This window comes from Blautia sp. DFI.9.10 (assembly GCF_024461705.1).
Taxonomy (GTDB): Bacteria; Bacillota; Clostridia; order Lachnospirales; family Lachnospiraceae; genus Blautia_A; species Blautia_A fusiformis.
Genome location: NZ_JANGAA010000005.1, coordinates 23,643 through 47,124, shown reverse-complemented (window position 1 = coordinate 47,124; position 23,482 = coordinate 23,643). Strand labels below are relative to the sequence as shown.

The window sequence follows — 23,482 nt, the reverse complement described above, 5'->3', positions numbered from 1 at the left end:
AATCATGGAGAAATTTCATATAGCAGATGTTCCGAAAACAGACAGGATCACACATCTTGTAGATAATCTTTATGCAAAGATGCCGGTGATCGAATCTGCCAGAGCAAAACTGATCACAGAGTCTTACAAAGCAACAGAAGACGAGCCGATCATCACCCGCAGAGCCAAGGCATTTGCCCACATCCTGCACAACATTCCGATCATCATCCGTGATGAGGAGCTGATCGTCGGAAGCAGCACTTTGGCGCCGAGAGGATGTCAGACGTTTCCGGAGTATTCTTTCCAGTGGCTGGAAGATGAGCTGGATACAGTGGCTACCAGAACAGCCGATCCATTTTATATTGCGGAGGAAACCAAGGCGGAGCTCCGTGAGGTACATAAATACTGGAAAGGCAAGACTACCAGTGAGCTTGCAACCTCTTATATGGCACCGGAAGCGATTCTTGCCATTGACCACAATATTTTTACACCTGGAAACTATTTCTACAATGGTGTAGGACACGTAACCGTTAAATATGAAGAAGTTCTGGCGATCGGTTATGAAGGGATCATTGCCAAAGCTCAGAAGGAACTGGATGAGTGTAATGTAGGAGATGGTGATTACGCAAAGAAATCCCGTTTCCTGGAAGCGGTTATCATGAGCTGTCAGGCAGTTATTGACTATGCACATCGCTATGCCGAGCTCGCAGAGCAGATGGCATATCAGTGTCAGGATCCGACCAGAAAACAGGAACTCCTTCAGATCGCATCCAATTGTACACGCGTACCGGCGAAGGGCGCCCGTAACTTCTATGAGGCGTGCCAGTCCTTCTGGTTTGTACAGCAGCTGATCCAGATGGAAAGCAGCGGACATTCTATTTCTCCGGGACGTTTTGACCAGTATATGTATCCATATTACAAGAGTGATATGGAAGCAGGCAATCTTACCAGAGAATTTGCCCAGGAACTGATGGACTGCATATGGGTAAAATTAAACGACCTGAATAAATGCCGTGATGCTGCATCTGCAGAAGGCTTTGCAGGCTACAGCCTTTTCCAGAACCTGATCGCAGGCGGTCAGAACAAGGATGGCGAGGATGTGACCAATGATCTCTCCTTTATGTGCATCCAGGCGTCTATGCATGTGCACCTTCCGGCACCGTCTCTTTCTGTAAGAGTATGGAACGGATCACCACATGAATTCCTGATCAAGGCTGCAGAGCTTACAAGAACAGGAATCGGACTTCCGGCTTATTACAATGATGAGGTTATCATTCCTGCACTGCAGAACCGTGGCCTTTCTCTTGCAGATGCCAGAGAATATAACATCATCGGCTGTGTAGAACCGCAGAAGGCAGGTAAGACAGAGGGCTGGCATGACGCTGCATTCTTTAACATGTGTCGTCCGCTGGAGATGGTTTTCTCTAATGGTATGGACAAAGGGGTACAGATCAGTGTCCAGACCGGCGATGTCACAGAGATGAAGAGCTTCGATGAGTTCTATGATGCATATAAGAAACAGATGGAATATTTCATTTCCCTGCTTGTAAATGCTGATAATGCCATTGATGTGGCACATGCGGAGAGATGTCCGCTTCCATTCCTTTCCTGTATGGTGGATGACTGCCTGAAACGAGGCAAATCCGTTCAGGAAGGCGGAGCTGTTTATAACTTTACAGGTCCTCAGGGATTTGGTATTGCAAACATGGCAGATTCTCTGTATGCGATCCGCAAGCTTGTATATGAAGAAAAGAAGATGACCATGGAAGAGCTGAAGGAGGCTCTGGCATGGAACTACGGCAAGGGTATCGATGCACAGTCTGCAGCAGATATCACCACCATCGTTATGCAGAAACTTCAGGAGAATGGCATCAGTGTAAATGAGCAGACTGCAACAGCTGTTATGACAGCAGCTCTCGGAACAGAGCCAGCTCCGGAGAAGAAGGCAAGATTCGAAGAGATCCACAAGATGATCGAGGAGGTTCCGAAGTTTGGAAATGATATCCCGGATGTGGACTACTTTGCAAGGGATGTGGCTTATACTTACACAAGACCGCTTCAGAAATATATGAACCCAAGAGGCGGACATTATCAGGCAGGACTTTATCCTGTATCTGCAAATGTTCCGCTTGGCGGACAGACCGGTGCAACACCGGATGGCCGTTACGCACATACTCCGGTAGCAGATGGTGTTTCCCCGTCAGCCGGCAAGGATGTGAAGGGACCGACAGCTGCGGCAACTTCTGTATCCCGTCTGGATCATTTTATCGTATCCAACGGAACACTGTTCAATCAGAAATTCCATCCGTCAGCACTTGCAGGAAGAGAAGGACTGGAGAAATTCGTAGCACTGATCCGCGGATACTTTGATCAGAAGGGTATGCATATGCAGTTTAACGTTGTTGACAGAGAAACACTTCTGGATGCACAGAAGCATCCGGAGAAGTACAAACATCTGGTTGTACGTGTTGCAGGCTACAGCGCATTGTTCACTACACTTTCCAGATCTCTGCAGGACGATATCATCAGACGTACTGAGCAGGGCTTCTAAAGGAGTAACGAATGGACTATTTGGATACAAAGGGCAGGATCTTTGATATTCAGAAATATTCAGTACACGATGGACCGGGCATCCGTACCATCGTGTTCCTGAAGGGCTGCGTTCTTCGCTGCCGCTGGTGCTGTAATCCGGAATCACAGGAATACCGGATCCAGAACATGAAGGTTCTGGGAGAAGATAAAGTGATCGGCCGCGACGTGACAGTTCGTGAGATGATCGAAGAGGTGGAAAAAGACCGTGCCTATTATTATCGTTCCGGAGGCGGGATCACCCTTTCTGGAGGGGAATGTATGTGTCAGGCGGACTTTTCCAGAGATCTTCTTCGCGCGGCAAAGGAGAGAGGAATCAACACAGCAGTGGAAAGCATGGCCTGTGCCCCATGGGAAAAGATCGAACAGGTACTTCCCTATCTGGATGTATATCTGATGGATATCAAGCATATGGATCAGGAAAAACATAAAGAATTCACAGGACGGGCCAACGGACTGATGCTGGAGAATGCAAGAAGGGTTGCGCTCTACGGAAAAACCAGATTGGTGATCCGCGTTCCGGTGATCCCCACATTTAATGATTCTGTGGAAGAGATCCAGGCAATCGCAAGATTTGCAGCATCCCTTCCGGGCGTAAACAAGATCCATCTTCTTCCGTACCACAGACTGGGGCAGGATAAATATGAAGGACTTGGCAGACCCTATTTAATGGAAGGAATCCTTCCGCCTACAGCAGAACATATGCAGATGTTAAAGAATGCAGTGCATGCGGTATGCAGCCTGGACTGCCAGATCGGCGGCTGAGAGATACAGGATTACAGAAAAAAGATCCTTTACAAACAGAAAATATAAAAAACAATAAAAACAACACAAAATACAACAAGAAACCAACATAAAACAACGGATTGTCCTTGACTTATTTTGTGGTATGGGGTAAAATGTTCTCAGAAACAAAATAGTGCAATCCAATGCTCAAGGAGGAAATTAAGCATGGTAAACGAGTTTGAAATCAAAAAACAGCTTTGTGACATCGGTAAGAGAATCTACAACCGTAACATGGTTGCAGCTAACGACGGAAACTTTTCTGTTAAAGTAGCTGAGAATGAATATCTTTGCACACCAACAGGTGTATCTAAAGGATTCATGACACCAGAGTTCATCTGTAAAGTAGATGGCAAGGGTAATGTAATCCAGGCTAACCCGGGATTCAAACCATCATCTGAGATCAAGATGCACATGAGAGTATATGAGAAGAGACCGGACGTAGGATCTGTTGTACATGCTCATCCGATCTATGCAACATCTTTCGCAATCGCAGGTATTCCGCTTACACAGCCGATCATGCCGGAGGCAGTTATCGCTCTTGGATGCGTTCCGATCGCTGAGTATGGTACACCTTCCACAATGGAGATTCCGGACAACCTTGAGAAATACCTTCCATACTTTGATGCAGTACTTCTTGAGAACCACGGAGCACTTACATGGAGCACAGACCTTAACGCTGCATACATGAAGATGGAGTCTGTAGAGTTCTACGCACAGCTTCTGTATCAGACCAAGCTCCTTGGCGGACCGAAGGAATTCGACAAAGAGAACATCGAGAAACTCTATGCGATCCGTCGTAAATTTGGTATGCCTGGTAAACATCCGGCAAGCCTCTGCCTGAACAAAGACGGCAAGAACTGCCACAACTGCGGTGGTGCATGCCACAGTGAGGACTACAAACAGTTCCCAGGATATCAGTATGATTTCGTTGGAAAAGACTGCGGAACAAGCGCTGCTGATCCTCAGGGTGAGGCTCCGGCTGCTGCAAACAACGATGCAGAACTCGTTGCTCAGATCACAAAACAGGTTATGGCTCAGCTTGGCCTGAAATAATTTTTTGACGGAATATTAAGGAGGACAATCTCATGCCAATAAGTGAGAATATGGTACAGGAAATTGTACAGGAAGTTATGGCAAAGATGCAGATTGCAGATGCTCCGGCCGGAAAACATGGCGTTTTCAAGGATATGAATGATGCTATCGAGGCAGCCAAAAAGGCTCAGCAGGTAGTTAAGACAATGTCTATGGACCAGAGAGAGAAGATCATCACCTGCATCCGCAAGAAGATCAAAGAGAATGCGGAAGTACTGGCACGTATGGGTGTTGAGGAAACTGGTATGGGTAATGTAGGAGATAAGATCCTCAAACATCACCTGGTAGCAGATAAGACTCCTGGTACCGAAGACATCACAACAACTGCATGGTCCGGAGACAGAGGACTGACTCTGATCGAGATGGGACCGTTTGGCGTGATCGGTGCGATCACACCATGTACAAACCCAAGTGAAACAGTTCTCTGCAACACAATGGGTATGCTGGCAGGAGGAAATACAGTAGTATTCAATCCGCATCCGGCAGCAGTGAAAACTTCTATTTATGCAATCAATCTTCTGAACGAGGCTTCCCTGGAATCAGGCGGCCCGGACAATATTGCTGTCACAGTTGAGAAACCAACTCTTGAGACAAGCAATATCATGATGAAACATAAAGATATCCATCTGATCGCAGCAACAGGAGGCCCTGGTGTTGTAACAGCGGTTCTTTCCTCCGGTAAGAGAGGCATCGGTGCAGGAGCAGGTAACCCGCCGGCACTGGTTGATGATACTGCTGATATCCGCAAGGCTGCACAGGATATCGTAAACGGATGTACCTTCGATAACAACCTTCCATGTATCGCAGAGAAGGAAGTTGTTGCAGTATCTTCCGTAGTTGATGAGTTAATGCACTACATGCTTACAGAGAATGACTGCTACCTTGCTTCCAAGGAAGAGCAGGACAAGCTTGTTGAGACTGTACTTGCAGGCGGCAAGCTGAACCGTAAATGTGTAGGACGTGATGCAAGAACACTTCTTTCCATGATCGGAGTTGACGCACCGGCTAACGTACGCTGCATCATCTTTGAGGGACCGAAGGAACATCCGCTCATCACAACAGAGCTTATGATGCCGATCCTCGGTATCGTAAGAGCTAAGGATTTTGACGATGCTGTAGAGCAGGCTGTATGGCTTGAGCATGGCAACCGTCATTCCGCACATATTCATTCCAAGAATATTGATAACATTACAAAATATGCGAAAGCAATCGATACCGCGATCCTTGTAAAGAACGGCCCGTCCTATTCCGCACTTGGATTCGGAGGAGAAGGTTTCTGTACATTTACCATCGCAAGCCGTACAGGTGAGGGACTTACAAGCGCAAGCACATTCACAAAGAGAAGACGCTGCGTAATGACAGACAGCCTTTGCATTCGTTGATCAGGAGGAACATAAATCATGGATATGAACAATGTAAATATCGAAGAAATCGTTAAACAGGTTCTCTCCGGCATGACAGGAAACGCTCCGGCAGCAGCTGCTGCACCAAGCGCTCCGGCTGCTCCGGCAGGAAACACAATTCCGAAAAAAGCAAGAGTAGCAATGATGACAGAGAAGAAACATTTTGAGCTTCAGGAGTATGATCTTCCGGAAGTTGGCGACGACGACATCCTTGTTAAAGTTGAGGGATGCGGTGTCTGTGGAACAGATGCTCATGAGTACAAAAATGACCCGTTCGGTCTTATCCCGGTAGTTCTCGGACATGAGGGAACCGGTGAGATCGTAAAAATGGGTAAAAACGTTAAAGTTGATACAGCTGGTAAACCGGTTAAAGTCGGCGACAAGATCGTTACATGTATGATCTTCAAAGATGATCCGGAAATCACAATGTTCGACCTTAACAAGAAGAACGTAGGCGGCGCTGACGTATACGGACTTCTTCCGGATGACGACGTTAAATTCAACGGCTGGTTCGCTGATTACATCTTCATCAGAGGCGGAAAATTCGGTTCCACATTCTTTAATGTAAGTGACCTGGATCTTGATTCCCGTATCCTCATCGAGCCATGTGCAGTACTTGTACATGCTGTAGAGAGAGCAAAAACAACAGGAATCCTGAAATTCAACAGCAGAGTTGTTGTTCAGGGGTGCGGACCGATCGGTCTTATCTGCATCGCAGTTCTCCATACAATGGGCGTTCATAATATCTGTGCAGTAGACGGAAATGAGAAACGTCTTGAGTTTGCCAAGAGAATGGGAGCAACTACAACTGTAAACTTTATGAACTTCAAGGGTGTTGAGGCACTTGCTGAGGCTGTGAAAGAGGCTCAGGGCGGACATCTTGCAGATTTCGCTTTCCAGTGTACTGGAAATCCTCATGCACACTCCAACATCTACAAATTTATCCGCAACGGCGGCGGTCTTTGCGAGCTTGGTTTCTTCATCAACGGTGGAGACGCTACCATCAACCCGCACTTCGACCTCTGCTCCAAAGAGATCAACCTTGTTGGTTCCTGGGTATACAACCTCAGAGACTATGCAACAACATTTGATTTCCTTAAGAGAGCAAAAGCAATCGGACTTCCAATGTCTGAGCTGATCACACACAAGTTCCCGCTTGAGGAGATCAACGAGGCACTTGAGACAAACCTGGCAATGACAGGTCTTAAGATCGCGATTGTTAATAAATAACCTTAACGGGAAAGGAGAAGCAACATGGCAGAAGCTGTAGGAATTCTTGAGGTCTTCGGACTTGCAACAGCCTTTGTGGCAGCTGACGCCGGGTGCAAGGCTGCAAATGTCCACCTGGAGGTATTCGATAAGAATAAACCGGCGAATGCGGACAGCCTGCCAGTACCGCTTCTTGTCTGCATCAAGTACCGCGGAAGCGTGTCAGATGTCACGGCAGCGGTAGAAGCCGGCATGAAAGTTGCAGAGAGCATGACAGGCGTGGTACAGCATTACATAATCCCCAACCCGGAACCAGGTACACAGAAAATGCTGAAAATCAGCGCCTTGGATAAAGATTAAGAGGATTCCGAAGTTCACTTTACAAAAGTGGCGGAATCATATATGATAAAATGTAACGAAGATAAGATTCAGGAGGATAGAATCATGGCACAGGAAGCATTAGGAATGGTTGAGACAAGAGGCCTCACAGCTGCAATCGAGGCAGCAGATGCAATGACAAAAGCAGCAGAGGTTGCACTTGTAGGAACAGAGAAGATCGGTTCCGGTCTTGTAACTGTTATGGTTCGTGGAGACGTAGGCGCTGTAAAAGCAGCAGTAGAGAGCGGAAGCGCAGCAGCATCCAGACTTGGAGAGCTCGTAGCTACACACGTAATCCCGAGACCTCATACAGACGTAGAGAAAATTCTTCCGAAGCTCTGATTTCAGGCTTTGAGAGGAATGGAAATTAATTAAGGAGTTCGCTCATGGGAAAATCATATGGATTTATAGAAATCACTGGTGTTGTAGCGGCGATCAATGCCCTGGACATCATGTGCAAAACGGCAGACGTTGAGCTGGCGTCATGGGAGCGTAAGCTGGGCGGACGACTGGTGACCCTGATCGTACAAGGCGATGTATCAGCAGTTACAGCAGCTGTCAATGCAGCAGTGGAGCAGGCAATCAAAAAACCTGCCAGCTATGCGGTAATTGCCAATCCTCACGAGGAAATCGTCAAACTGGTTGAGCTGAGTGCAAGCCGGTGGAAAAAGAAACAGCAGGAAAATCCGGAAGAAGCACTGGCAAGCAAAAACAGCAGCAAAAAATAAAGCTGCTGCACCAAAATAGTCAGAAGTAAAGAGAACAAATAAAGCATTTATAATCCACAAGGAGGATATGATCATGACACAGGAAGCATTAGGAATGGTTGAGACAAGAGGACTTACAGCAGCTATCGAGGCAGCTGACCAGATGTGTAAAGCAGCTAACGTTGCTCTGGTAGGAACAGAGAAGATCGGTTCCGGTCTTGTAACAGTTATGGTTCGTGGAGACGTAGGAGCAGTTAAATCTGCAGTAGAGAGCGGAAGCGCAGCAGCATCCAGACTTGGAGAGCTTGTAGCTACACACGTAATTCCGAGACCTCATACAGACGTAGAGAAAATCCTTCCGGTTCTTAAATAATCTAACTGATCAGTTCCAAGACGCACCGGCCTGAGGGCCATTAAGGCTTCCGGCCGGTGTGTTTTGAGTTAAGTTCAGTCATGAAACCGAAAGAAAGCAGGTGTACTCTTGGAAACGAATAATATTGAAATGATCACAAAAATGGTGATCGATGCGATCAACAAAAACGAAGACAAGGGCAATGGTTTCGTTGTTCCTATCGGAGTTTCCGCAAGACATATTCACCTGACACAGGAGCATGTGGAGGCGCTGTTCGGAGAAGGCTATCAGCTCACAAAGAAAAAGGATCTGATGGGCGGACAGTTTGCATCCAACGAAACAGTTACCATTGTGGGACTGAAGCTCCGTGCGATCGAGAATGTAAGGATCCTCGGACCTGTCCGCAGTAAATCACAGGTTGAGGTTTCCGCAACAGATGCGATCAAGCTGGGAATGAAGGTTCCGGTACGTATGTCCGGTGATCTTGCAGGAAGTGCACCGATCGCCATCGTCGGACCGAAAGGTGCCATTTATCTGAAAGAGGGATGTATTGTGGCTATGCGTCACATCCACATGGCTCCGAAGGATGCCCAGGCTGCGGGTGTACATGATGGTGATGTTGTTTCCGTTAAAGCTGACAATGAGCGTGGAACGATCTTTAATCAGGTTAAGATCCGTGTTGATGACAGCTTTACACTGGAAATGCATATTGATACAGATGAAGCAAATGCAGCAAGAATTGCCACAGGCAATACAGTTACCATAATCAAATAATATTCCTCCTTCGGGGATGCCGTTTCCGGCATCCCCAGCAGAGGATATAGAGAAAAACGGAGGCTCATATGATCGTAGGCAAAGTAGTTGGAAGTATTGTTTCCACACGAAAAAGTGAAAAACTCATAGGAAATAAATTCATGATCGTGGAGCCGGTGCATCATATGAAAGCCGAGCACAGCCAGATTGTCGCTATTGATATCATCGGTGCGGGAATCGGCGAATATGTATTGGTGGCACAAGGAAGCGCAGCAAGAATTGGCTGCGGCGTAGAAACAGCACCGGTAGATGCCGCCATCGTCGGTATCGTAGACGACGGTGCAGGATTGGAGTAACGCCATGGATATCAAAGAATTACAGAAAATTATGCAGGAGAATGGTGTTGTCGGAGCAGGTGGAGCAGGTTTCCCTACATACATGAAACTGACAGACAAAGCGGATACCATTCTTATGAACTGTGCAGAGTGCGAACCATTACTGAAACTTCACAGACAGTTGTTGGAGAAGCACGCATACGAGATCATGAAAACATTCGATATGGTTGCGGAGACGGTAGGAGCTTCACAGGCCATTATCGGAATCAAAAAGTCTTATGTACAGACGATCAATGCTTTAAATCAGCATATTGAAGAATTCCCGAGGGTTAAGATCCATCTTCTGGATGAGGTTTATCCGATGGGTGATGAGGTTGTTCTTATTTATGAGGCAACCGGACGTGTGGTACGGCCCGGAGGACTGCCGATCGAGCAGGGAGTAGCCGTATTTAATGTAGAGACTCTCTACAATGTATACCGCGCGGTAGAAGAACATAAACCGGTCACATGTAAATATGTTTCCGTTGTTGCTGAGGTTGAGAACCCTGTTACAGTGAAGGTTCCGTTGGGATGTACACTGGAAGAGGTTGTTGCCCAGGCAGGCGGTACAACTGTAAAGGATCCTGTATATTTCGTTGGCGGCCCGATGATGGGACGTATCGGAAATGGTTCAGACCCGGTTACAAAAACAACGAATGCAATCCTGGTTCTTCCAAAGGACCATGTTATTGTCATGAAGAAGCAGCGGACTTCTTCTATAGATCTGAAGAGAGCAGCATCGATCTGCTGCCACTGCCATACATGTACAGATCTTTGCCCGAGACATAATCTGGGACACCCGATCGATCCGGCAATGTTCATGATGGCAGCATCCAATCAGGATTTCAGAAATGTAAATCCTTATATCAATTCTGCATTCTGCAGCTCCTGTGGTGTCTGCGAGATGTATGCGTGTCCGCAGAGCCTGGCTCCGAGAACACTGCTTGCAGATATGAAGGGCGGACTTCGTAAGGCAGGGATCAGACCACCTCAGGGTGTTCAGCCGAAGCCGGTTCAGGAGTCCAGAGAATACCGCAAGGTTCCTGAGGAGCGTCTGATGGCACGTCTGGGACTTACCAAATATGACAAGGATGCACCGCTTCAGGAAGAACTTGTAAACGTATCGAAGGTAAAGGTTCTCTTAAGCCAGCATATCGGTGCACCGGCACAGGCAATCGTAAATGTAGGCGATATGGTAACAGAAGGCCAGATGATCGCACAGCCTGCACAGGGATTAAGTGTCGGAATCCATGCAACCATCAGCGGTAAGGTTACAGAAGTGACAGACCGCCATGTTGTAATTGCAAGAAATTAGAAAGGACGTGCACAAAATGAGTAGAGCAATCGGAATGATTGAGTTTAAAACCACACCAGCTGGTATCACTGCAGCAGATGCCATGGTTAAGACATCTGAAGTAGAGATCGTGGAGGCGCAGACAGTATGTCCGGGAAAATATATTGCAATTATCACCGGAGATTTAAGCGCAGTAAAAGCTGCTGTAGACACAGCTGTAACAACATACGAGGACAAATGTATTGACAGTTTTGTACTGGGCAATCCACATGAGTCCATTTTCCCGGCAATCTACGGAACCACACAGGTCGAGGAGATCAGTGCCCTGGGAATTCTTGAGACCTATGATGCAGCATCTATCATCGAGGCGGCAGATCAGGCAGCTAAGACAGCTATCGTTGATCTGATCGAGCTTCGTATCGCCAAGGGTATGTGCGGTAAATCATACATGCTTCTTACCGGCGAGGTTTCTGCAGTGGAGGCTTCTATCGAAAGAGCAAAAGAGCTGGTAGCTGAAAAAGGAATGTACATGGATTCCTCAGTGATCGCTCATCCGGACAAGAGAATGATCGATACGATCCTTTAATATTGTCTTTATATCTGAGGGATATCCTTTTGAAGGGTATCCCTGCAATGACATCTGAAAAGGAGGCATCTTATGCTAGCATTAGAGAGAAGAAATCTGATTCTCGAGAAATTACAGGAAGAGAAAAGGGTTGTTGTAAGTGAACTAAGCCAGCTTTACAGTGTCTCAGAAGAAACCATCCGCCGTGATCTGGACAAGCTGGAAAAAGAGGGACTTGCCACAAAGAGTTATGGCGGTGCGGTGATCAACGAAGATGTCGGTATTGATTTACCATTTAATGTTCGTAAAAACCAGAATGTACAGGGAAAGCAGAAAATGGCGGAGATTGCTGCTTCCATGGTGAATGACGGAGATCACATTTTTCTGGATGCCAGCACAACGGCAGTTTTTGTGGCCAAGGCGCTGAAAGAAAAAGAACGTCTCACCGTTGTTACCAATTCTATGGAGATCCTTCTGGAGCTCTCGGATGTATCCGGCTGGAATATTATTTCCACCGGTGGAGTGATGAAGGAAGGGTATCTTGCATTCCTGGGTGCCAGAACCGAGGAAGTGATCCGCTCTTATTATGTGGACAAGGTTATTTTTTCCTGTAAAGCATTAAATGAGGATCTGGGAATCATGGAATCCAAAGAAGCCTTTGGAACAACAAAAAAAGCCATGATCAATTCCGGAAAAATGCGTATTCTGGTGGTAGACAGCACGAAATTTGATCAGACTGCTTTTTCCGTGGCAGGACAGCTGCGGGATATCGAGACGGTCATCACAGACAAAAAGCCGTCTGAAAAGTGGCTGAAGCATTTCAGCGCGCATAAGATCGAATGCATCTACCCGAAATAGGTTGGACATATATCGGAAAACGATTGTGTTCATGAGCATGCAGTGTATGCGGAATGCGGAGATCCGCTTTACTTTATCCGGCCACAGGCAGACAAAAGAGACCTGTGTTCCGGTATGACGAGAGGGAGCAGTTTCTATGAATACATTTGAAATGAAAACAGCCATCCATTTTGGAGCTGATGCCCTGGGAAGACTGAAAGAAATTCCATACAAAAGAGTCCTTGTTATCACAGACCCGTTTGTTGTAAAAAGCGGAATGATCGATATGATCACAAAACCGCTTCAGGCAGGTGGAAAAGAATTTGATATTTTCTGTGATGTTGTTCCGGATGCACCGGTTGGAAAAATTGCCGAAGGAGTCAAAAAATTCCTTCAGTATCAGCCGGAAGCTATTGTTGCAGTAGGTGGTGGTTCTGCCATCGACTCCTCCAAGGCAATCCGTGAGTTTGCCCTGAAGATCAACAATTACGGAAAAGTCGGACTGGTTGCCATTCCTACAACAAGTGGTACCGGTTCCGAGGTTACTTCTTTTGCAGTTGTAAATGATACAGAAGCACATGTGAAGTATCCGCTGATCTCAGACAGCCTGACCGCTGATGAGGCAATTCTGGATGCGGAGCTTGTACGTAGTGTTCCGCCTGCGATTACAGCAGATACAGGTATGGATGTTCTGACTCATGCAATTGAGTCTTATGTCAGCATCAACCATAATGAGTTTACATCTGCACTTGCAGAGAAAGCAATCGAGATCTGTGGCGTATATCTTTATCGTGCATATGTTGACGGTAATGATATGCATGCAAGACAGAAGATGCATGTAGCGTCCTGTCTGGCAGGACTTTCCTTCAATGCAGCAGGTCTTGGAATTACTCACAGTATGGCTCATCAGCTGGGTGCTATTTTCCATATTCCTCACGGAAGAGCTAATGCGATGCTGTTGCCGCATATTGTTGAATATAATGCAAATATCAACAAACGCAGCAGAAGCCAGAAAGAATATCTTCCGGCAGTAAAGAGATATTCCAATATTGCACATCTTCTTGGACTGAGCAATTATAACGAAGTTATGAGCGTAAGATCTCTTGTAAACTGGATCCAGTTTATGCAGAAAGAGATGAATATCCCGCTTACCATCGAAGAGATGAAGACGATCACACCGGATGCTTATTTTGCGGCGGTTGATAAGATGGCGGATATGGCACTTGCGGATGCCTGCACAGCGGCAAATCCGCGTGTACCGAAGAAAGAGGATATTGTTAAGATTTATACTAAACTTTGGTCTTTTTGATAAAAGATGAAAATCGCAAAGGGGCCGCAAAGCCGCGGCCCCTCTGCACACCCCTCGGGCTTTTTTTAGAGTGCTTGACTGTGGCGGGCGGAAGGGTATTGACTTGTGCCTGTATGCTGCGGTTGTTCCGGGTTGAACGTTGTGCCGATGGGGCGCTGTGGCGCCTTGAATGTGTGACGTTTTGGCGGAGGCTGGCGCGTTTGTGAACGCCGCGCTTGGTTTGCTGGGATGGTTGTGGTGTGTGTTACGTTTGCGTGGAATACGTGGACGCGTTTGTGGACACTGCGCCTGGTTTGCCGGGATGGTTGTGGTGTGTGTTTACGTATGTGTGGTATGCGTAGCATTTCGAGGATTGTAAAATTGGTCTGATATGGGTGGGATTATTTATCAGGAGTTGCTGGGAGGTTGAGCTGGGATGGAGGTTTATACCGGGTATGGTGATAAGGGGATGACGGATCTTTCCCATACGAAGAATGTTTCAAAGTCGGATGATCGGATTTGTCTGATGGGGTCAGTTGAGGAGCTGATGAGTCATATTGGGCTTGTGCGGGTTCTGGTTGATGATGTGGATGTTGTCCGGATGCTGGAGAAGATCTCGGAGACTTTGAAGAAGATCATAGATGGGGTTTCTGATCCTTATAATCGGGAATTTAAGGTCAGTGAAGACCGGACGGAGCTTCTGGAGGAGGAGATTGGCCGGATGAAAGAGATTTTTTCCGGAGAGAGGCTTCCGATTCTTCCGGGGGATTCCCGAGTTGCGGCTGAGATCGATGTGACAAGAGCTGTGGCGCGGAGGGCTGAGAGAGAGCTTGCGCTGGTCAGTGTGAAGTTTGGATCGGATACCGGAGCCAAGAAATATATGAACCGTCTGTCAGATTATTTTTATGTGTTGGCAAGGTATGTGGATGCAGCGAAGATTGAAGAGAAGAAGACAGATATTTCTGAAAGTGTTCAGGAATCTGTGAAAGCAGAAACTGCTGGGATTGTAGCTAATGTTGGGGTAGAGGCTGTAGGAACTGTTGGAAGTAGTGCGGATGTTGCAGCGGGTACATCGGCGGTGGATGTAAGAGCACAGGATTCGCAGATGGTGCAGAAAAGGGATGTACAGGCTTTTGATGTGCAGAATGGGACTGTGACGACAGCAGTGGGAGGAAATACGGCAATGGCACAGAATGACAGTATAGCAGCAAACACGGCGATGATCCAGGAAGTGCTGAAGCGTATGGGTATCCAGGGTCGTATCACATTGGATTCTGCCAAGAGGCTTATCGAGAAGATCGAGCAGGAAGCTTTGAGAAGAAACAAGCCTTCCGTAATTGCGGTATGCAGCCCGGATGGAAATCCGGTTGCGGTTCATGTGATGGATGGATCTTTTCTTGTAAGCTTTGATATGGCCGTAAAAAAGGCGTATACATCTGTGGCAGTGAAGATGTCCACTATGGAGCTTTCCAGACTGACACAGCCGGGTCAGACATTTTATGGCCTTGGAAAAATGAGTGACAATATTGTGATATTCGGAGGTGGTGTACCCCTGAAGGTTGGAGACACCATCATCGGCGGTCTTGGTATCAGCGGCGGTACCGGCGAAGAGGATAACAGCCTCGCAGAGTATGGACTGCAGGTACTGAATGAGGTACTGTAGGATACAGGATAAAAACAAAACGTATAGACAGCTCAGAGAGAATAAATAAAAGGGACGTGTTGCAGTGATGATTTTTAAATCAATACTGCGGCACGTCCCTTTTGAATTATTTACTTCCAGCTAATCTTCAGGTATTTAACGGAAATATCACTTTTTTCCGGCGCCTGGACCATGTTCTGGATAAAATAGGTTTTTGTCATGGTTTTTCCGGGCTTCAGGTTCAGTGTCAGGTTCTTGGTCCAGTACATCTGGTCATAGATACCGGAACCGGTGGTGATCTTTACTTTTGCGGTAGTGATGGTTTTCGCAGAAGTATTGGTGAATTTTAAGGTATAATAGGTCTTCATGTCATTGGGGCCATACTTGATACGGGCAACACTGATCTTCAGATTTTTGACGGTAGGTTTGGCGGCCGGTGCGGATACGGTAATAGTGATCTTACGATTGACACCGTTTAAATTCGCGGTAACTGTGGCTGACCCTTTTTGCTTTGGGACAAGATAGTTTCCGGAAATGGCAAGTACAGAAGGCTTGCTGGATTTTGCATTTTTGATGGTCAGATTGGTACCGCCCTTCAGATTGATAAGGGAACGCATGCTGACCTTGGAGCCAACCTTGAGTGTAGTTTTGGAAGCGCGGAAGGTTGCTACGGTTTTTGAAGGCGAGGTTACTTTTCCGGTCAGCTTATAGGCTGTGGCCTTTGGGTAGGATAAAGTGATCTTTGCGGATCCGGCTTTGAGAGCCTGCAGGGTGACTGTGAAACGGCTGCGTTTTTTGGAATCCTGAGTGATGCTTTGTACCTTGAGAACAGAGCTGTTGGAAGAAGTAACCTTGAATTTTGATTTGCTGATGGTTTTTACGTAGGGATCAGAAATCTCGATTCCGATGGAAGTGGTTTTTCCGGTTCGGATGCTCTGGTTCAGATAATTGTTGTTGGTGATAAAAATTTCAGGCACTGCCTGTTTGATGGTAACCTCATAGTCACAGTCTACCGGTACCGGACATTCTTTATTGCCGAAATCAAACTCCAGGTAGCCATCCTCCAGGTTATCATCGTAGGTGAAAAAAGTCTCCTTGTATGCCAGCGGTGTATAATTTGAAGTGCTCAGCTTAACCACATTGATCCCATCGATGGAAAATGTGGTGCTTTTTGGGATGACTCCCTTGGGTGAATAAAAGCTTACACGGACTGTCACGGCATAGATCCGTTTTTGGCAGTTTGCATTTTTGATGTTGATTGGGAAATTAATGTCTGAAGACTCATCTTCGATCACACCGTCGGTATCACGGATAGTGGAAGTGGTTCCTTTGGTCACGACCCGGACTCTGGCGTGGGCATCCTGGGGAAGCAGGAGCACAATAACGGAAAAAAGAAACAGGAAAAAAATTGCTTCGATGGTTTTTATTTTTCTTTTACACATAACAAACCTCCTTTTTTTATGAGCATACCGGCTGTTACTGAACAGAGGCCCGGGCACTCCATGAATTCATGGTCCTCTGCTGCGGAACAGTATAAACAGACTCTTTCTCTTATATCATTATAACAGGAAACCAGGGAGGAAGTGCTTTGTGATTTTTTTGTATCAATTGGCAATTTATCTGTAAATATGTTAAAATAAAATATTCGGAAAACAGCAGCGATTCGACAATGAAAAAGAGAAGCGTTACAGTTCCGGTGGGAACGTAACAGAAAGGATCATGTCGATTTATGACGAAACAGGAACTTTTAAAGACCCATTTCGGGTATGATACATTCAGAGAAGGGCAGGAAGCGGTGATCGATGCGCTTCTTGCAGGAAAAGATGTTCTGGCAGTGATGCCAACCGGCGCAGGAAAATCTATCTGCTATCAGGTACCGGCACTGATGATGAAGGGGATCACACTGGTAATATCACCGTTGATCTCCCTTATGAAGGATCAGGTGAGAAGCCTGAACCAGGTCGGCATCTCAGCAGCATACCTCAACAGCTCTCTGACGCAGGGGCAGTATTTCACAGCCTTGCGCTATGCAAAGGCAGGACGATATCCGATCATCTATGTAGCACCGGAGAGGCTTACCACAGAGGCGTTTCTGGATTTTGCGCTGAGCGCGGATATTTCCATGATCGCAGTGGATGAGTCACACTGTGTATCACAGTGGGGACAGGATTTTCGGCCAAGCTATCTGAAGATCGCAGAGTTTGTGGCACAGCTTCCAAAAAGACCGGTGATCGGTGCATTTACAGCTACAGCCACGAAGGAGGTCAGGGAGGATATTGCAAGACTTCTGGGGCTTCAGGATCCCTTTTGCACAACCACAGGATTTGACCGGGAAAACCTTTATTTTGCAGTGAAAACACCGAAAGATAAATATAAGGAAGTACACGATTACATACTGGAGCATCCGGACGACAGTGGAATCATCTACTGTCTTACCAGAAAGCTGGTGGAGGAGGTCTGCGGAAAGCTGATCCGTGACGGCATCACGGCCACCAGATATCATGCAGGACTTTCCGATGAGGAACGCCGGAACAATCAGGATGATTTTATTTATGACCGCTGTCGTGTGATGGTAGCCACCAATGCATTTGGAATGGGAATCGACAAGTCCGATGTACGTTATGTCATTCATTATAATATGCCGAAGAACATGGAAGGCTATTATCAGGAAGCAGGCCGTGCGGGCCGTGACGGCGATCCTGCGGAATGTATCCTGCTTTACAGCGGGAAGGATGTGGTTACCAATCAGTATCTTATCGAGAGAGGACAGGATAACCAGGAAATGGAAGCGGCAGTCTGGCGCCTTGTCCGGGAGCGTGATCAGGAGAGGCTGAAGCAGATGACCTTTTACTGCTTTACCCATGATTGTCTGCGTGAGTACATCCTGAAATATTTTGGGGAATACGGAAAAAGCTACTGCGGAAACTGCCTGAACTGCCAGACCGAGTTTGAAGAGCAGGATGTGAGCCAGGAGGCCAGGGCAATGATCCGGTGCGTGGAAAGCAGTGGTCAGAGATACGGGGTGAACGTGATCCTGGATACTCTGCGCGGCGCATCTACGGCGAAAATCCGGCAGTATGAGATGGATGGAAATCCGGAATATGGAGTCTGTGCAAAGATTCCGGCACACCGGCTGCGGCAGATCTTTAATTATCTGGTACTGAAGGAATATCTTCATCTGACGGATGACGGATATACGATTGTGAAGCTGACCGCCGCTTCCAGGTCATTTCTGGAGGAGGAGCATATCCTCACAATGAAAATGTCAAAAGAGCTGGAGACGAAGAAAAAAGAGAAACGGAGCAGACTTCCGAAATCTGCAGTCGGGGAGCTGGGAGAACAGGATGAGCCCCTTTTTCAGAAGCTTCGTGCTCTTCGCCTGGAGATCGCCAGAGAGGAAAAAATTCCCCCTTATATGGTCTTTTCCGACAAAACCCTTATCCATATGTGCATTCTAAAGCCTGGAAACGAGGAGGAAATGCTGAATGTGACAGGAGTCGGCAGGCACAAGTACGAAAAATACGGAAAAAGGTTTATAGACGCGGTGAAAAATCTGTAGGAAAGAGACTTTTGCTGTCGGAAAATGAAGAGCGAAATGTTCTGAAATTTCTTGCATTTTAAAGAGGCATTTGTTAGAATAAGACAAGCAGGAAACATCCGGCGGCTATAGTGCGGCCGGATCGTTTTTAACTGTATCATATTCTGCTGCACGTTCCGGTGCAGCGTACAGGCATTTCGCAAGCAGAGTTCTATGCAGCAGTGGAATCCCTTCGAGTAGATGGACCGACTGTGTGAGATATCCGTTGGTCAGAAGCAAGCAGTGAGGTGGATGATCGTATCCGCTTTCAATTAAGACATAATCTGGTGCTGGTCACTGCGTGAACAGAGATCAGGCTCCTTCACGATCTGCGTCGGCTTTTTCATGCAGAAAATCTGCCCTGCCGGCTTTTTTTCTCATACAGAAGAGTAGCATGTATTCATAAAGACATGAACATAGCCCGTCTGCAAAACGGGAATCCGTTCCGGCATGACTGTTCTCCGCCAGGCCGAAAAAGCTGTATTTACATAAAACAGCCCAATTCCTCAAAAAGCAGGATATCCGCAATATGTGCGAAATCCTGCTTTTTGTCATGTAATACTCTGGTATGTGCCATTAAGACGTGGAAAAATATTTCAGCGTCTTTTATATTTGCCGGGGGTGATCCCCTTGTACTTTTTGAAGGTACGGATAAAGTAGCTCAGATCATTAAAGCCATTCCGATAGGCAATCTCTGTGATGGAATCATCGGTGGTAGCCAGCTGGCAGCAGGCCTGCTCGATCCTCTGGCGGTTGAGGTAATCCATTGGTGTCTGATGCGTCATCTCGGAAAAGAACCGGCAGAAATATTTGGGAGACATGGAAACCGAAGCGGAAAGCTCCTGCAGGGTAATGGGGCTGGCATAGTTCTTTTCAATAAATTCCACGACCTGCTTCAGCTGGACAATGCGCTTGTAATCTCGTCTGGTTTTCCGCAGGCTTTCCAGGTAGTAATGATTACCAAAAACCAATCCGAAAAAGTGGTAAAATTGTCCAAACACAACCAGCTCATATCCTGGCTTTCTCTGCCAGAAAGAATCAAAAAGAGAGTTCACTGCTCTCTGGATATCAGGCTGCTTTTCAGTGAAATGGTGATAGATCAGAAGCTCCTGGTGGCTGATCTTCTGCATATATTCTGTGCAGACGGAATTAAATTTCAGAAACATGTTCATATCAAAAACAATGCACTGATAGATACAATCCTGAGGAATTCCGGAATGCAGAACTCCACTATTGACAAAAATCACATCTCCGGCTTTTGCTGTAAAACTTTTTTCGTCTAAAGTGACGGTGAGAGTGCCCTGTAATACACGCATGATTTCACATTCTACATGCCAGTGGTAGGACATGACATAGCGTGGATGGCTGCTGTCAATGTGGTGGAATTCAAAAGGAAATTCATAGGTACCTCGAAGTCTGTCCTCATTTCTTCCAAGATCGTGCAAAATACAACCCTTCTTTCTTAAATTTTATAGTTTTTTTAGGAACTCATATGAAAAAGTGAATATTGTACTGTTTTTTGCTATTATAACACAAGTAATTTAAAAGATGCAATCGTATAATAAAAGCATAGTTCAGACAGGAGTTGTTGGAACGTAAAAAAACAGTAAGTTATAATAGTGAATATAAATTTAGGAGGTAATTGTTACTATGGCAAAGAGCAGATTAGTAGGCAGCTATCCGGTTATCGGTATCAGACCAACCATCGACGGACGTAGAGGAGCCCTCGATGTAAGAGGATCTCTGGAAGATCAGACTATGAACATGGCCAAATCCGCAGCAAAGCTTTTCGAGGAGAACCTGAAATATTCAAATGGTGAGCCTGTAAAAGTTGTTATTGCTGATACCACCATCGGACGTGTTGGTGAGAGCGCTGCATGTGCGGATAAATTCCGTAAAGAGGGTGTAGATATCACTCTTACAGTTACACCATGCTGGTGCTACGGAGCTGAGACCATGGATATGGATCCACAGACCATCAAGGCTGTATGGGGATTCAACGGAACAGAGAGACCTGGTGCTGTATATCTGGCATCCGTTCTTGCTACACATGCACAGAAGGGCCTTCCAGCATTCGGTATCTACGGACATGACGTTCAGGAAGCTGACGACACATCCATTCCGAAAGACGTTAAAGAGAAACTGTTAAGATTCGGTCGTGCAGCAGTTGCAGCTGCATCCATGAGAGGTAAATCCTACCTGCAGATCGGTTCTGTAACAATGGGTATTGGCGGATCTATCATCGATTCTGATTTCATCGAGTCCTATCTCGGAATGAGAGTTGAGTCTGTTGATGAGGTAGAGATCATCCGTCGTATGACAGAGGGTATCTACGATCACGAAGAGTTTGAGAAAGCTCTCAAATGGGCAAAAGAGACCTGCAAGATCGGCTGGGACAAGAACCCGGAAGAGCTTCAGTTCTCACCAGAGAAGAAAGAGGAGCAGTTCGAGTTTGTTGTTAAGATGGCAGTTATCATCAAAGAGCTGATGAACGGCTGTGATAATCTTGCTCCGGAATTCTCCGAGGAAGCAATCGGACACAATGCTCTTGCAGCTGGATTCCAGGGCCAGAGACAGTGGACAGACTTCTATCCGAACGGTGACTTCGCAGAGGCTATGCTGAACACATCCTTCGACTGGAATGGCGCTCGTGAGCCGTACATCCTTGCTACAGAGAACGACGTTCTCAACGGACTTGGAATGCTGTTCATGAAACTTCTTACAGGACGTGCTCAGATCTTCGCTGATGTTCGTACATACTGGAGCCCGGAGGCAGTTAAGAAAGCTACAGGATATGACCTTGAGGGTGTTGCCAAAGAAGCTGGCGGATTCCTTCATCTGATCAACTCCGGTGCTGCTTGTCTGGATGCTAACGGACAGGCTAAAGAGGCTGACGGAACACCAGTTATGAAACAGTGGTGGGATGTTACAGAGGCAGACCAGAAAGCAATCATGGACAATACAGAGTGGTGTATGGCCGACAACGGATACTTCCGTGGAGGCGGATACTCCAGCCGTTATGAGACACGTGCTCAGATGCCTGCAACTATGATCCGTCTGAACCTTGTAAAAGGACTTGGACCGGTTCTTCAGATCGCAGAGGGATGGACAGTAGCCCTTCCGGAAGAGGTATCTGACAAGCTCTGGAAACGTACAGATTACACATGGCCATGTACATGGTTCGCTCCAAGATGCGATGGCAAAGAGGGACCGTTCAAAACAGCTTACGATGTAATGAACAACTGGGGTGCTAACCACGGTGCGATCTCCTACGGACACATCGGTGCAGACCTGATCACAATGTGCTCTATGCTGAGAATCCCGGTATCCATGCACAACGTTCCTGAGAAGGATATCTATCGTCCGGCAGCTTGGAACGCATTCGGTATGGAAAAAGAGGGTGCAGACTTCCGCGCTTGCAAGAACTATGGACCACTTTACAAATAAATCATATTGTTAAGATAACGGAATATCAAATCCTCCGGCATGCATGTGCCGGAGGATTTTTTTGTGCCATAGTATATGGATAGTTGGGAAATATACTGTTCGGATCTACGGAAAAAAGTTATAATAGAAAAAGATATATATGAATACGGGAGGTTACGTAGATGAAATATATACAGCTGAACAATACAGAGCTGAACATCAGTCCTATCTGCCTCGGAACAGCAGGATTTGGAGATAAATCAGACCTGGAAAAAAGCTTTGAGATTCTGAATGCCTTTGTATGGGCAGGCGGAAATTTTATTGATACGGCAAATGTCTATTGCAAATGGCTAAAAGGACATGGAAACTGCAGTGAGCAGATCATAGGAAAATGGCTGAAAGAGAGTGGCATGCAGGGAAAAGTTATTGTGGCAACGAAGGGCGCGCACTATTCCTTTGAGGATCCAGGCCGCAGCAGAGTGAACAAAGAAGATATCCGCATGGACCTGGATGAGAGCTGCCGCACACTGGGAAAAGATGAGATGGATTTTTACTGGCTTCACAGAGATGATCCGGAGAAACCGGCGGAGGAAATCGTGGATATTCTGGAAGAATTGAAAAAAGAAGGCCGGATCCGTTATTATGGATTTTCCAATTACCGCACAGAGAGGCTGAAAGAAATTGCTCAGTGTCTGAGAGAACGAAATCTTTCAGGGATCACAGCAGTATCCAATCAGTGGAGTCTTGCAGGAATCAATCCCGGAGGAAATACAAATCCGGATCCTACACTTGTGGAGTTTTCCAGGGAAGAATATCAGTGGCACTGTGAGACAGGCGCTGCTGCCGTTCCGTTTTCTTCCACTGCAATGGGATTTTTTTCAAAACTTCAGAAAATGGGGCTTTCCTTTACAGATGCAGAGGTGGATGCATCCTGGATGCGGGAGAAGGAAACACAGATCACAGGTCTTTCAGAAAGTATGAAAAGATCCTACTGGAACGAGACAAACTTTCGTACCTATCAGAAGCTGTTAAAGCTGCAGAAAGAAACCGGCCACAGCCTGCAGGCCCTGTCTTTGGCATACTTTTTCCATCAGCCATTCCAGACTGTGCCTGTAACCGGTGTCAGCAATCCTTCACAGCTAAAAGATGTACTGGATGCCTGTGAGATCGACCTTGCACCGGAACTGTTCGGAGGCTGGGTGAGTGCAGGAGGATGATATAAGTAACTAAA

At 46.6% G+C, this 23,482-nt stretch carries 21 protein-coding genes; 19 read left to right on the top strand and 2 right to left on the bottom strand.

What is annotated here, in order from left to right:
* The first annotated feature begins 4 nt into the window (after nt 1–4).
* The 16 genes from NE671_RS04680 (at nt 5) to NE671_RS04605 (ending at nt 15,269) form a co-directional block, all read left to right on the top strand.
* On the top strand, nt 5–2,530 hold the full coding sequence (locus tag NE671_RS04680) for a glycyl radical protein (RefSeq protein ID WP_195635142.1): 2,526 nt from the start codon (nt 5–7) through the stop codon (nt 2,528–2,530).
* A gap of 11 nt (nt 2,531–2,541) precedes the next feature.
* Complete coding sequence (locus NE671_RS04675; protein WP_021651548.1) at nt 2,542–3,333, top strand: glycyl-radical enzyme activating protein; 792 nt, start codon at nt 2,542–2,544, stop codon at nt 3,331–3,333.
* 186 nt (nt 3,334–3,519) lie between these two features.
* Nucleotides 3,520–4,407: a class II aldolase/adducin family protein gene (locus NE671_RS04670; RefSeq protein WP_118169837.1), complete on the top strand. Its 888-nt coding sequence runs from the start codon at nt 3,520–3,522 to the stop codon at nt 4,405–4,407.
* Between the two features lie 32 nt (nt 4,408–4,439).
* Nucleotides 4,440–5,828 (top strand): aldehyde dehydrogenase family protein, encoded by a 1,389-nt coding sequence (locus NE671_RS04665; protein WP_118062686.1) that lies wholly within the window; start codon nt 4,440–4,442, stop codon nt 5,826–5,828.
* Nucleotides 5,829–5,846: 18 nt separating this feature from the next.
* Entirely contained in the window at nt 5,847–7,079 is a 1,233-nt protein-coding gene (locus NE671_RS04660; protein ID WP_256163725.1) for a zinc-binding dehydrogenase, read from the top strand.
* A gap of 24 nt (nt 7,080–7,103) precedes the next feature.
* Nucleotides 7,104–7,418, top strand: a complete 315-nt coding sequence (locus NE671_RS04655; RefSeq protein WP_015525953.1) for a BMC domain-containing protein — start codon at nt 7,104–7,106, stop codon at nt 7,416–7,418.
* Nucleotides 7,419–7,502: 84 nt separating this feature from the next.
* Nucleotides 7,503–7,778, top strand: a complete 276-nt coding sequence (pduA, locus tag NE671_RS04650; protein ID WP_015525952.1) for a propanediol utilization microcompartment protein PduA — start codon at nt 7,503–7,505, stop codon at nt 7,776–7,778.
* Nucleotides 7,779–7,822: 44 nt separating this feature from the next.
* Nucleotides 7,823–8,164, top strand: coding sequence for a BMC domain-containing protein (locus tag NE671_RS04645; protein WP_114002790.1), 342 nt, complete (start codon nt 7,823–7,825; stop codon nt 8,162–8,164).
* A gap of 73 nt (nt 8,165–8,237) precedes the next feature.
* Nucleotides 8,238–8,516 (top strand): BMC domain-containing protein, encoded by a 279-nt coding sequence (locus NE671_RS04640; RefSeq protein WP_005427721.1) that lies wholly within the window; start codon nt 8,238–8,240, stop codon nt 8,514–8,516.
* Nucleotides 8,517–8,657: 141 nt separating this feature from the next.
* Complete coding sequence (locus NE671_RS04635) at nt 8,658–9,269, top strand: phosphate propanoyltransferase (RefSeq protein ID WP_373152625.1); 612 nt, start codon at nt 8,658–8,660, stop codon at nt 9,267–9,269.
* 68 nt (nt 9,270–9,337) lie between these two features.
* Nucleotides 9,338–9,604 (top strand): EutN/CcmL family microcompartment protein, encoded by a 267-nt coding sequence (locus NE671_RS04630; protein ID WP_015525950.1) that lies wholly within the window; start codon nt 9,338–9,340, stop codon nt 9,602–9,604.
* 4 nt (nt 9,605–9,608) lie between these two features.
* Nucleotides 9,609–10,937, top strand: a complete 1,329-nt coding sequence (locus NE671_RS04625) for a 4Fe-4S dicluster domain-containing protein (protein ID WP_015525949.1) — start codon at nt 9,609–9,611, stop codon at nt 10,935–10,937.
* Nucleotides 10,938–10,953: 16 nt separating this feature from the next.
* Nucleotides 10,954–11,502 (top strand): BMC domain-containing protein, encoded by a 549-nt coding sequence (locus NE671_RS04620; protein ID WP_015525948.1) that lies wholly within the window; start codon nt 10,954–10,956, stop codon nt 11,500–11,502.
* A 72-nt stretch (nt 11,503–11,574) separates the two neighbouring features.
* On the top strand, nt 11,575–12,339 hold the full coding sequence (locus NE671_RS04615; RefSeq protein WP_118752781.1) for a DeoR/GlpR family DNA-binding transcription regulator: 765 nt from the start codon (nt 11,575–11,577) through the stop codon (nt 12,337–12,339).
* A gap of 136 nt (nt 12,340–12,475) precedes the next feature.
* Nucleotides 12,476–13,627 (top strand): 1-propanol dehydrogenase PduQ, encoded by a 1,152-nt coding sequence (locus NE671_RS04610; RefSeq protein WP_118062683.1) that lies wholly within the window; start codon nt 12,476–12,478, stop codon nt 13,625–13,627.
* Between the two features lie 415 nt (nt 13,628–14,042).
* Nucleotides 14,043–15,269 (top strand): cob(I)yrinic acid a,c-diamide adenosyltransferase, encoded by a 1,227-nt coding sequence (locus tag NE671_RS04605; RefSeq protein WP_256163724.1) that lies wholly within the window; start codon nt 14,043–14,045, stop codon nt 15,267–15,269.
* Between the two features lie 110 nt (nt 15,270–15,379).
* On the opposite strand, the gene NE671_RS04600 is transcribed toward NE671_RS04605, so the two are convergent.
* Nucleotides 15,380–16,690 (bottom strand): hypothetical protein, encoded by a 1,311-nt coding sequence (locus NE671_RS04600; protein ID WP_256163723.1) that lies wholly within the window; start codon nt 16,688–16,690, stop codon nt 15,380–15,382.
* Nucleotides 16,691–16,977: 287 nt separating this feature from the next.
* Between NE671_RS04600 and recQ the strand changes: the two genes are divergently transcribed.
* Nucleotides 16,978–18,807: a DNA helicase RecQ gene (gene recQ, locus NE671_RS04595; RefSeq protein ID WP_256163721.1), complete on the top strand. Its 1,830-nt coding sequence runs from the start codon at nt 16,978–16,980 to the stop codon at nt 18,805–18,807.
* Nucleotides 18,808–19,421: 614 nt separating this feature from the next.
* On the opposite strand, the gene NE671_RS04590 is transcribed toward recQ, so the two are convergent.
* Nucleotides 19,422–20,270, bottom strand: coding sequence for an AraC family transcriptional regulator (locus NE671_RS04590; protein ID WP_021651531.1), 849 nt, complete (start codon nt 20,268–20,270; stop codon nt 19,422–19,424).
* A 205-nt stretch (nt 20,271–20,475) separates the two neighbouring features.
* Here NE671_RS04590 and NE671_RS04585 point away from each other — a divergent pair, with 205 nt between their 5' ends.
* Together NE671_RS04585 and NE671_RS04580 are read left to right on the top strand one after the other, a co-directional pair.
* Complete coding sequence (locus NE671_RS04585; protein WP_256163720.1) at nt 20,476–22,272, top strand: L-fucose isomerase; 1,797 nt, start codon at nt 20,476–20,478, stop codon at nt 22,270–22,272.
* 161 nt (nt 22,273–22,433) lie between these two features.
* Nucleotides 22,434–23,468, top strand: a complete 1,035-nt coding sequence (locus tag NE671_RS04580) for an aldo/keto reductase (RefSeq protein WP_129974565.1) — start codon at nt 22,434–22,436, stop codon at nt 23,466–23,468.
* The last annotated feature ends 14 nt before the right edge of the window (nt 23,469–23,482 follow it).

What these genes read in the sequence shown, in the direction of transcription:
- recQ (WP_256163721.1), top strand. Translation starts at nt 16,978, where the DNA reads ATGACGAAACAGGAACTTTTAAAGACCCATTTCGGGTATGATACATTC.
- NE671_RS04645 (WP_114002790.1), top strand. Translation starts at nt 7,823, where the DNA reads ATGGGAAAATCATATGGATTTATAGAAATCACTGGTGTTGTAGCGGCG.
- NE671_RS04660 (WP_256163725.1), top strand. Translation starts at nt 5,847, where the DNA reads ATGGATATGAACAATGTAAATATCGAAGAAATCGTTAAACAGGTTCTC.
- NE671_RS04600 (WP_256163723.1), bottom strand. Translation starts at nt 16,690, where the DNA reads ATGTGTAAAAGAAAAATAAAAACCATCGAAGCAATTTTTTTCCTGTTT.
- NE671_RS04655 (WP_015525953.1), top strand. Translation starts at nt 7,104, where the DNA reads ATGGCAGAAGCTGTAGGAATTCTTGAGGTCTTCGGACTTGCAACAGCC.
- NE671_RS04615 (WP_118752781.1), top strand. Translation starts at nt 11,575, where the DNA reads ATGCTAGCATTAGAGAGAAGAAATCTGATTCTCGAGAAATTACAGGAA.
- NE671_RS04620 (WP_015525948.1), top strand. Translation starts at nt 10,954, where the DNA reads ATGAGTAGAGCAATCGGAATGATTGAGTTTAAAACCACACCAGCTGGT.
- pduA (WP_015525952.1), top strand. Translation starts at nt 7,503, where the DNA reads ATGGCACAGGAAGCATTAGGAATGGTTGAGACAAGAGGCCTCACAGCT.
- NE671_RS04625 (WP_015525949.1), top strand. Translation starts at nt 9,609, where the DNA reads ATGGATATCAAAGAATTACAGAAAATTATGCAGGAGAATGGTGTTGTC.
- NE671_RS04630 (WP_015525950.1), top strand. Translation starts at nt 9,338, where the DNA reads ATGATCGTAGGCAAAGTAGTTGGAAGTATTGTTTCCACACGAAAAAGT.
- NE671_RS04605 (WP_256163724.1), top strand. Translation starts at nt 14,043, where the DNA reads ATGGAGGTTTATACCGGGTATGGTGATAAGGGGATGACGGATCTTTCC.
- NE671_RS04670 (WP_118169837.1), top strand. Translation starts at nt 3,520, where the DNA reads ATGGTAAACGAGTTTGAAATCAAAAAACAGCTTTGTGACATCGGTAAG.
- NE671_RS04585 (WP_256163720.1), top strand. Translation starts at nt 20,476, where the DNA reads ATGGCAAAGAGCAGATTAGTAGGCAGCTATCCGGTTATCGGTATCAGA.
- NE671_RS04580 (WP_129974565.1), top strand. Translation starts at nt 22,434, where the DNA reads ATGAAATATATACAGCTGAACAATACAGAGCTGAACATCAGTCCTATC.
- NE671_RS04610 (WP_118062683.1), top strand. Translation starts at nt 12,476, where the DNA reads ATGAATACATTTGAAATGAAAACAGCCATCCATTTTGGAGCTGATGCC.
- NE671_RS04640 (WP_005427721.1), top strand. Translation starts at nt 8,238, where the DNA reads ATGACACAGGAAGCATTAGGAATGGTTGAGACAAGAGGACTTACAGCA.
- NE671_RS04665 (WP_118062686.1), top strand. Translation starts at nt 4,440, where the DNA reads ATGCCAATAAGTGAGAATATGGTACAGGAAATTGTACAGGAAGTTATG.
- NE671_RS04635 (WP_373152625.1), top strand. Translation starts at nt 8,658, where the DNA reads ATGGTGATCGATGCGATCAACAAAAACGAAGACAAGGGCAATGGTTTC.
- NE671_RS04680 (WP_195635142.1), top strand. Translation starts at nt 5, where the DNA reads ATGGAGAAATTTCATATAGCAGATGTTCCGAAAACAGACAGGATCACA.
- NE671_RS04675 (WP_021651548.1), top strand. Translation starts at nt 2,542, where the DNA reads ATGGACTATTTGGATACAAAGGGCAGGATCTTTGATATTCAGAAATAT.